1 pseudogene is annotated in these 886 nt (G+C 72.5%); it reads left to right on the forward strand.

The features are described 5' to 3' along the window. Nucleotides 1-886 (forward strand): annotated as a pseudogene (locus tag ACTJJZ_RS17355) (hypothetical protein); the annotation flags it as partial.

The following is an 886-nucleotide window of genomic DNA, read 5'->3' on the forward strand; positions in this document are numbered from 1 at the left end:
CACCGACAACACCAACGTCTACGTCGACGCGGCCGTCCCCACCACCGGCACCACCGCACCGCACGCCAGCATCACGCTGCCGAAGCTCAGCGGGTTGCCGGGTCTGCCCACCGTCCCGGGCCTGCCCGGTGGCGGTAGCCTTCCGGGTCTCCCCGGCGGATCCCTCCCGGGCCTCCCGGGTCTCCCGTCGGTTCCCGGACTGCCTTCCGTTCCCGGTCTCCCGGGCACTGGCAGCACTCCCGGTGTGATCACGATCCCGGTCCCCGGGGTCGGCACGGTCCACGCCGGCACCACCCCGAACGGCCTGAACGTCGGAAAGAACCTGAACGTCCTCGGAGTCAAGGACGTCTGGGACCTCACTGCAGGCCCCAACGGCATCGCGACGAACGACCGTATCGGCACCGACACCACGAATGTCGACGTCGATGCAGCAGTTCCGACGACCGGTACCACCGCACCGCACGCCAGCGTCACGCTGCCGCTCTTCGGCAACCTGACCGGCGGGCTTCCGGGTCTGCCGTCTGTCCCGGGTCTCCCCGGCACCGGCGGCCTGCCCGGCGGATCCCTCCCGGGCCTCCCCGGCACCGGCGGTCTTCCGGGACTGCCTGGCGGTTCGCTGCCCGGCCTGCCCGGCGGATCCCTCCCGGGGCTGCCGTCCCTGCCCATCGGTGACCTCACCGGTGCACTCGGTGGCCTGACGGGGAACCTTCCGGGCCTGCCCGGCGGATCCCTTCCGGGACTGCCGTCCATCCCGGGCGTTCCCTCGGTCCCCGGTCTGCCCTCGGTTCCGGGTCTCCCGGGCACCGGCGGCATCCCCGGCACCGGTGTGATCACGGTTCCGATCCCTGGGGTCGGCAGCGTGCACGCGGGTACCACCCCGAACGGT

Origin of the sequence: Microbacterium sp. 22242, from assembly GCF_052045495.1 — a bacterium.
Taxonomy (GTDB): Bacteria; Actinomycetota; Actinomycetes; order Actinomycetales; family Microbacteriaceae; genus Microbacterium.